This is a genomic window from Sphingomonas sp. ATCC 31555 (assembly GCF_000282895.1).
In the GTDB taxonomy this organism is placed as follows: domain Bacteria; phylum Pseudomonadota; class Alphaproteobacteria; order Sphingomonadales; family Sphingomonadaceae; genus Sphingomonas.
Genome location: NZ_ALBQ01000033.1, coordinates 1 through 5,885, shown reverse-complemented (window position 1 = coordinate 5,885; position 5,885 = coordinate 1). Strand labels below are relative to the sequence as shown.

The following is a 5,885-nucleotide window of genomic DNA, read 5'->3' as shown; positions in this document are numbered from 1 at the left end:
CCCCTGCCGCTCGATCAGCGGCCAGCGGCCCAGCACGATATGCCGGTGCGCGCCGACGATGCTGTGGATCAGCACGACGTCGGTAGTAATCCAGCAGATCGGGTGGACAGCGCGCGTGAAAGCCTCACCTGCGCGATACAGCAGGGTGACGTGTGGATGGCAGCGCCACCTGGGTCGCAGCAGTCCGGCAGCGGTCATCCAGTGGCTTAACGTGCCGGTGAGCTCGGTTAGCGCCTTGATGCGCTTGGATGGACGAAGCGCGACGGAGCCCGGACCGCCGGAAAGCTGATCTAAGCGGAGCGGGACAGGGGATGCGGCCAGATGCGATCCGAGCGCGAGCATCGTGTCGACCTGAGGACACGAAAGTTGCGGATAGTCGTCAGTGATCGCCAGCGTCATATGGAGGCGATCGTCTGAAACGATACTCTTGGCCCCTCCCAGACCGTCACGGTGACTCGCCATGGCATCGCGCACGCCAGCTGCGATGGGGAAGGCGAAGAACAGTCGGTGTCGCACCATAGCCATCAGTGGAAATCGTGCGACTTGATCGGGATGATGTCCTCGCGGCGAGACGGCCAGCTCTCGGGCGTTCGCTGCTTCGGATAGGCGTGCGCAGGGTCGCTCGACCGAGTGATCTTGCGATCACGCGAATCGATCGTGCCGCCATGCGTCGCGCCATCGCCCGGCATCGTCATGCGCGGCAGGTCGATCGCGCCGACGCTGCGCAGCAGGTCGGTAAGGTCGGTGATCGTCTCGGCGATCAGGTGCAGCACCTCGCCTTCGCGCTGGAGGCGGCCGCGGACCGCGATCATCGGCGCGGCGAGGATGATCGGGCGGTAGAGCGCGAAGCGCGCCGGCCAGACGATGGCGTTGGCGATGCCGGTCTCGTCCTCCAGCGTGAGGAAGATGCTCTTGGCGCTGCCCGGCTTCTGGCGGACGAGCACGATGCCGGCCACCTCCACCCGCGCGCCGTCCTTGAGCGTCTTGAGGTCGCCGCACGGCCGAATGCGCCGCGCCGCGAGCGTGCCGCGCAGGAAATGGAGCGGGTGCGCGCGCAGGCTCAGCTGGGTGGCGCGGTAATCCTCGACCACTTCGCGCCCGGCGGTGAGCGGGGTCAGCGTCACCGCGGGCTCGGCGGCCTGGATCGGGCCTTCGATCCCGGCGAACAGCGGCAGCGGCGCCTGGTCGAGCGCCTTGATCGCCCAGAGCGCCTGGCGGCGATCCTGGCCGAAGCAGCGGAAGCCATCGGCACGCGCAAGCTTCTCCAGTGCCGCGGGGGAGACGCGGGCGCGGCGCCAGACGTCCTCGATCGAGGTGAAGAGGCGCTCGGCGCGGGCGGCAAGAATCGCATCGGCATCGCGCGCGGACAGGCCCTGCACCACCCGCATGCCGAGGCGGAGGGGAAGCAATTCCTCCCCGGAACGGGGAGGGGGACCGCTCGCCGAAGGCGAGGGGTGGAGGGGCCGCGCCGCAGGCGCGGTGGTGCGGCGCCGTTCGGGCTCACCGCCGCGTGTCGCGGCGGCCCCTCCACCATGGGCTGGCGCCCATGGTCCCCCTCCCCGTTCCGGGGAGGATCTTAGAACCCGCGTATCCCAGTCGCTGTCGTTGACGCATACCGCGCGCACCTCGACCCCATGCTCGCGCGCGTCGCGGACGATCTGCGCCGGGGCATAGAACCCCATCGGCTGGGCGTTGAGCAGCGCCGCGCAGAAGATGTCGGGATGGTGGCACTTCATCCAGCTCGACGCATAGGCGATCTTGGCAAAGCTGGCCGCGTGGCTCTCGGGAAAGCCATAGCTGCCGAAGCCCTCGATCTGCTTGAAGGTGCGTTCGGCGAAATCCTGCGTGTAGCCCTTCTTCAGCATCCCGCTGATCATCTTCTCCTTGAAGTGCGTGACCCCGCCGGTCGACTTGAACGTCGCCATCGCCCGCCGCAGCGCATCGGCCTCGGCCGGTTTGAAGCCCGCGCCGACGATCGCGACCTTCATCGCCTGTTCCTGGAACAGCGGCACGCCGAAGGTCTTCTCCAGCACGTCCTTCAGCTCCTCGCTGGGATATTCCACCTCCTCCTTGCCCTCGCGCCGCCGCAGATAGGGATGCACCATGTCGCCCTGGATCGGCCCCGGCCGGACGATCGCGACCTGGATGACGAGGTCGTAGAATTCCTTGGGCTTCAACCGCGGCAGCATCGACATCTGCGCCCGGCTCTCGATCTGGAAGGTGCCGAGCGTGTCGGCCTTCTGAATCATCGCGAAGGTGGCCGGATCATCCTCCTGCATCGCATCCGAAGCGAGCGTCAGCTTCACGCCCTTGTGCTGCTCCAGCAGATCGAACGCGCGCCGCATGCAGCCGAGCATGCCGAGCCCGAGAATGTCGACCTTCATCAGGCCGAGCGTCTCGATATCGTCCTTCTCCCATTCGATCACCCGCCGGTCGACCATCGCCGCCGGCTCGATCGGCACGATCTCGTCGAGATTGGCCTGGGCCAGCACGAAGCCGCCGGGGTGCTGCGAACGGTGCCGGGGCGTGCCGATCAGCTGGCGGGCGAGATCGAGCGTCAGCGCCAGCCGCGGCTCGCTGGCATCGAGGTTGAGCGCCGCGGCATCGGCCTCGCTCACCCCTTCGTTGGACCAGCCCCAGACCTGCCCCGCGAGCCCGGCGGTCACGTCCTCAGACAGCCCCAGCGCCTTGCCGACCTCGCGCACCGCCCCCCTTGTGCGATAGCGACTGACCACGGCGGTGAGTGCGGCGTGGCGCGCGCCATAGGTCTCGTAGATCCACTGGATCACTTCCTCGCGCCGCTCATGCTCGAAATCGACGTCGATATCGGGGGGCTCGTCGCGATCCTCGGAGATGAACCGCTCGAACAGCAGCTTATGCACCACCGGGTCGATCGAGGTGACGCCGAGCAGGAAGCAGATCAGCGAATTGGCCGCACTCCCCCGCCCCTGGCACAGGATCTCCTGCGCGCGGGCGAAGCGGACGATCGAATGGACGGTGAGGAAATAGGGCGCGTAGCCGCATTTCTCGACCAGCCCCAGTTCCTTCTCGAGCAGCTCGGCATATTCGATCGGCGGCCCTTCCGGGAACTTGGCGGCGAGCGCATCGCGGGCGAGCTTGGCCAGCGCCGCCTGCGGGCTGCGGCCGGACATCACCACTTCGTCGGGGTAGCGATAGAGCCTGCCGAGCTCGCGTGGATTGAAGGCGCAGCGCTCGACCACCGCCTCCACCGCCTGCAGCGCCTCGGGCCAGGCGGCGAAGCGGCGCGCCATTTCGTGCGGAGGCTTCAAGTGCCGATCCGCACTGCGGGCGCGGCGGAAGCCGAGATCGTCGACCGTCGTGGTATGGCGGATCGCGGTCATCACGTCGTGCAGCATCCGCCGGTCGGGATGGTGGTAGAGCACGTCGCCGGTGGCGAGCGGGGTCAGGCCATGCGCGACGGCTGCCTCTGCCAGCCCGTGCAGCCGCACCGCCTCCTGCGGCCGGCGATGGCGGGTGAGCGTGACATGGCCGCGATCCCCGAACACGTCCGCCATCCAGCGCAGCGCCGCCGGGTCGCCGCTATCCGCCATGCCGGGCACCAGCGCGGCGACGAGGCCGTCGGCATGCCCCGCGACATCCTCCCAATGGAGGAAGCACTGCCCCTTCTCGCCATGCTGCGCATCCGCCCGCGCCTTGCCGATGCTGAGCAGCCGGGTGAGCCGCGACCAGGCGGCGAGATCCTCGGGCCAGACCAGCACGCCGCTGCCGTCGGTCAGGTCCAGCCGGCAGCCGGTGACCAGCCGCACGCCGGTCTCTTCCGCCGCGACCAGCCCGCGCACGATCCCGCCGACGCTGTTGTGATCGGTAATGCCGAGCGCGGGCATGCCGTACGCCGCCGCCGTCTCGAACAGCTCGGAAGGCGCGGAGGCGCCGCGCAGGAAGGAATAATGGCTGGTGACCTGGAGTTCGCTGTACATGGCCGTCACCCGAACAGGCCGTGCAGGTACCAGCTGAGATCGCCGGTCACTTGGCGCTCGCCATCGCCCTGGCGGAACAGCCAGTAGCGGCGGCCGCGCTCGTCCTCGACGCGGAAATAGTCGCGCGTGGCATGGGTCTCCACCGCGCGCTTCCACCATTCGCCATGGATACGCTCGGGCCCGTCGGCGCGGACCACCTCGTGCCGCTCGCCCCGCCAGGTGAAGCGGCGCGGCGGCTGGTCGGGGAGGGCCGCGACGACATGGTCGAGCCGCTCGGGGCGGCGGAGCAGGCGGATCGGGCGGGGCCATTCGGGGTGCCAGGGCGGCAGCGGAGCGTGCCGATCGAGCTGGCGGACATCGTCGGCCTTGAGCGGCGGGGCTTCGCGCTCGGGCGGATCGAGCGGCGGGAGGGCGGCGGCCGAGCGTTCGGGCACATCGCTTTCCACCGGCCGCATCCGCCACAGCCGCGCCATGCCGATCCGCGTCGCCAGCGTGTCGATCAGCGGCGCGAGATCGGGCACCGTCTCGGCATCCAGCCGCTCGTCGACCGGCAGCGCGCCCAGCGGTTCGCTGCGCAGCAAATGCAGCGTCATCGCATCGAGGCCATAGCCGGGTTCGATGCTGTCGATGCGGCGGGCGAGCAGGCGGAGCAGATGCGCGGGATCGCGGCTGGCGCGGGCGAGGCCGATGCCGATCCGCTGCGGCACGCCGTCGACCCGGTCGGCGACCAGCCCGATTCGGCGCGCGCCCTGCCCGGCTTCCGCCAGCGCTTCGGCGAGGCGGCGGACGAGGTCGCCCAGCCAGTGCGCGATCGCCTCGGGGGTGGCGATCGGCTCGGCGAAGCGCTGGGTGACGGCGATCGGCTCGGGCGGGGTGACCGGGGCGACCGGTTCGGGAATACGGCCCAGCGCCTGGTCGAGCCGCGCGGCGATTGTGGTACCGAAGCGGCGGACCAACGGCGCGCGGGGAAGCGCGGCGAGCTGGCCGATGCTGTCGACGCCGAGCCGGTGGAGCAGGTCGAGCGCATCGCCCTCCAGCCGCAGCGCCTCGACCGGCAGCGGGGCGAGCCAGGCACCATGCTCACCGGTCGGGCATAGGAGCAGCGTTTCCGGCCGGAAGCGCGCGAAGGCCCAGGCGGCGCCGGGGGTGTCGGCAACGGCAATCTTCGCGGCGAATCCCAGCCGAGCGAGCAGCGCATGCAGCCGGCGCAGCATCCGCGCCTCACCGCCATGGAGATGGGCGACACCGGTCAGGTCGAGGAACAGCAGGTCCTCGCTGGCCATGGTGACGCTCGGCGACCAGCGCCGGGCGAGGCTGTGCGCCAGCCGTTCAAGATCGGCGCGGTCGCCTTCCGGATCGGCGGGGTCGACACGGAGCTCCGGCACCAGCGCGCGCGCCTGGGTGAGCGCCATGCCGATGCGGATGCCCGCGGTCATTGCGGCAGGGCAGGCCGCGGCGACTTCGCTGCGGCTGCCGGTGCGGCGGGAGAGGATTCGGGGAGCCCCCCCGCCCCCTTTGTCATCCCGGCGAAAGCCGGGATCCATTACCTTCTCCGTCGAAGAAGGCGCCGAAACCGCCAGGCGAATGGATCCCGGCTTTCGCCGGGATGACGGTTGTGGGGCAGGCGCAGCCCCAGCAGCGCGCGCCGCTGGCGCCAGCCGAACCACCCCCGCCATCGCCCCGCCCTCGTCGGGCCGCATCCGCTTGAAGGCATGGTCCGCCGCTTCGCTGCGCCGGCCGAGCTCGCGCATCGGCGGCCGCTGGTGCGGCGGGAGCGCGGCGATCGCGGCGTCGCGGGCGGCCCGCGCCCAGCGCGCACCGGGCCGCCAGCCGCCGCCGCGCTGGACGGAGCAGGCCGCTTCCTGTTCGGCGGAAGCGAGCGCCTGAACGGAAGCGAGATGCTCGCCACTTTCGCTCCCCTCCCGC

Annotated in this window: 3 protein-coding genes; all 3 read right to left on the bottom strand. The window is 70.3% G+C overall.

Annotation, left to right across the window (positions count from 1 at the left end):
- Positions 1-462: 2'-5' RNA ligase family protein (locus B215_RS20175; RefSeq protein ID WP_272942594.1), on the bottom strand; the 462-nt coding region annotated here is incomplete at its 3' end.
- Between the two features lie 62 nt (positions 463-524).
- The gene (locus B215_RS0114135; protein ID WP_019370298.1) at positions 525-3,959 is read right to left on the bottom strand and encodes an error-prone DNA polymerase; all 3,435 of its coding nucleotides are present in this window, start codon (positions 3,957-3,959) and stop codon (positions 525-527) included.
- A 5-nt stretch (positions 3,960-3,964) separates the two neighbouring features.
- A partial coding sequence (locus B215_RS0114130) for a Y-family DNA polymerase (protein WP_237718465.1) occupies positions 3,965-5,885 on the bottom strand: 1,921 nt, incomplete at its 5' end.

What these genes read in the sequence shown, in the direction of transcription:
- B215_RS0114135 (WP_019370298.1), bottom strand. Translation starts at nt 3,959, where the DNA reads ATGTACAGCGAACTCCAGGTCACCAGCCATTATTCCTTCCTGCGCGGC.